Below are 2347 nucleotides of genomic sequence, written 5' to 3'. Positions count from 1 at the left end.
GCGGTTGTTACAGCCCCTGATGCTGACAACCAAGTTTTTCCCCTCAACGAGCCTATCCTTATCTTTACGCATGAGGGTGAGAAAATCCAAAAGCTTGGGGCAAGAGGCACGGCTCTTGATGTCATTAACGCTGTGTGTGCGCAAGGGATTGAGGCACAAATTATCCTTGTGCGTGTGGAAGAAAAATCAACCATTGCTGAGACACAAACTGAGATGGTGGGATCAAACGCTCACCTGACCGGTGTGCATGCGCTAAAACACGCTAGAGGGCATTTAGGGGTGGAACCTGGCATTTTACTGGCACCGGCTTATAGTGCAGGGCGCCTTGATAATGGCAAAAACCCCGTGGCAGATGCTTTAGAACAAGTGGCAGAAAAGCTACAAGCGATTGCCGTGTTTGATACGGGTGGTAAAAACACGGAAGAAAGCCTTGCCTATCGTGCAGATTTTTCCTCACGCTTTTGTTATTTGATTGACCCCTTTGTACGGGTGGCAAATGGTGATGGGGGTTGGAGTGTTAAACCGGCAAGTCCTTTTGCTGCCGCCATGTTTATCAAACGTGATAAGCAAAGGGGCGGTGTTTTTTGGTCTCCCTCCAACCAAGATGTGCATGGCATTTTAGGCACGGCGCGCCCCATTAGCTATTTTGATGGGGAAATCGATCATGAAGCAAATCGCCTCAACCAAGCCGATATTGCGACCTTTATTCCAGCACGGCTTAGCCAAAATGGGCAGGGAGAAGTAGCTTCCAATGGGCGCATTTTATGGGGCAACCATACCACCTCCAGTGATCCGCTTTGGCGTTTTGTCAATGTGGTGCGCACTCGTGCAGCCTTGGAAAAAACGATCATCAACAATTTCCGCCCTTGGGCGAATGATGAAAACCTTACTGGTCAACATGTTATTGCCATTACCCGCAGCCTCACGCAGTTTCTTGATGATCTGATTGCGCGTGGAGCGCTTTTGGGTGGGCGGGTTTGGTTTGATCGCGATTTAAATTCCAACAGTACTTTACAATTGGGAAAATTGCGGGTCGAGTTTGATGCGGAAGAAGTGCCACCCTTAGAAGATTTGAGTTTCGGCAGCCGGCGCAATAGCGCTTATTTTGATCGGCTGGCGCAAGATATCCAAAAGAAAATGACTTATCAATTTGGCGATACGCTTGAAACTTATCGCAAAGCAGCAAGGAGTTAAAGCATGACTTTACGCATTGTACGCGGTTTTACGCTGATTGTTGATGATGATGTCAATCTCCATCTTGATCTTGAAACATTAAAACTGCCTACGTTGGAAGAAATCACCGAAACCTATCAACCAGGGGGCTCTGATATGCAAATTGATGTGAGCGGTCTTGGTGTGAAAGCTTTGAGTTTACAAATGAAAATCCGCAGCCACACCCCCGAAATTATCGGCATCTTTGGTGGTCCTCCTGGTCTTCGTCATAAATTCACAGGCAAAAAACATGTGATCTCTGAAGAAGATGGACGCGAGCATGAGCATTCCATTGATGTTACAGGGCGCTTGGTCAAAGTGGATAGTGAAGGCTTAACGGCTGGAAAAGCAACAGGCTATGATTGCGAGATCAAAAATGTTTGGGACTATACGGAATTTTGGGATGGCTCTGTTTTGCACCGCTTTTCCTTTAAACGGGGCGGTTGGCTTGTCCGCAACGGGCAAGAGATCGGTTCTCGCCGCCGCTCTATTCTCAATTTATAGGAATTGATCATGACAAGTTTACAAACCAGCATTGACGTGGAATTGCAGGTTCCGCTTCCTTATCAGGATAAAGGTGGCAAAGAATCTCTCTGCAAGAAACTGACCTTTTATCGCCCAAACTTCAAGCAAGCACGCCAATTAGCGGTGTTGATTGGACCGCAGTTGGTAGAGCTCGTTCTACCCGCTGTAGAAGAGGATAAAACAACATTGGGCAATGATATTCTTGTTCTTAAGCTTTGTGAGGCTTTATTTACCCATGAGGCTATGGAAGGAATAGCCGTGCTTTTAGCCGATATGTCTCATGAAACGGTTGAATTGATTAATCGTCTTGATGTTGTTGACATTATTGCTGTTTTCAAGGCTTTTTTTGCTTTTTTTACGCAACGCCAATCCTCTCTGCCGGACAATTTGGAGCAGAGCTAGCCCTTTATTATCACTGGGCGCCTTCAGAAATTAACCAGATGGATTGGCTGGATGTGATTGCCTATCGAGAAGAACTCGCGCGCCTTAAAGCCCAAGAATATGAAAGTCATCAGTTAGGATAAGAGACGATCATGGATGTTTCCCTTGTTGTGCGTTTTGTCAATCATCTGCAAGAGGGGATAGCTTCTGCCAAGCGTGATCTTGCAGC

Annotated in this window: 3 protein-coding genes; all 3 read left to right on the top strand. The window is 46.5% G+C overall.

What is annotated here, in order from left to right; genetic code table 11:
• Positions 1-1194, top strand: a 1194-nt coding sequence (locus ACFIKD_RS09195) for a phage tail sheath family protein (RefSeq protein WP_375647863.1), incomplete at its 5' end; no start/stop codon positions are given.
• Between the two features lie 3 nt (positions 1195-1197).
• Positions 1198-1716 (top strand): phage major tail tube protein, encoded by a 519-nt coding sequence (locus ACFIKD_RS09190; protein WP_015856800.1) that lies wholly within the window; start codon positions 1198-1200, stop codon positions 1714-1716.
• A 9-nt stretch (positions 1717-1725) separates the two neighbouring features.
• Complete coding sequence (locus ACFIKD_RS09185) at positions 1726-2139, top strand: hypothetical protein (protein ID WP_375647862.1); 414 nt, start codon at positions 1726-1728, stop codon at positions 2137-2139.
• Positions 2140-2347: the final 208 nt, after the last annotated feature.

It is taken from the genome of Bartonella sp. CR84HXZ (assembly GCF_042194535.1).
Classification (GTDB): Bacteria; Pseudomonadota; Alphaproteobacteria; order Rhizobiales; family Rhizobiaceae; genus Bartonella; species Bartonella grahamii.
The sequence above is the reverse complement of the archived record's forward strand: the minus strand, read 5'-3'. Positions and strand labels throughout refer to the sequence as shown.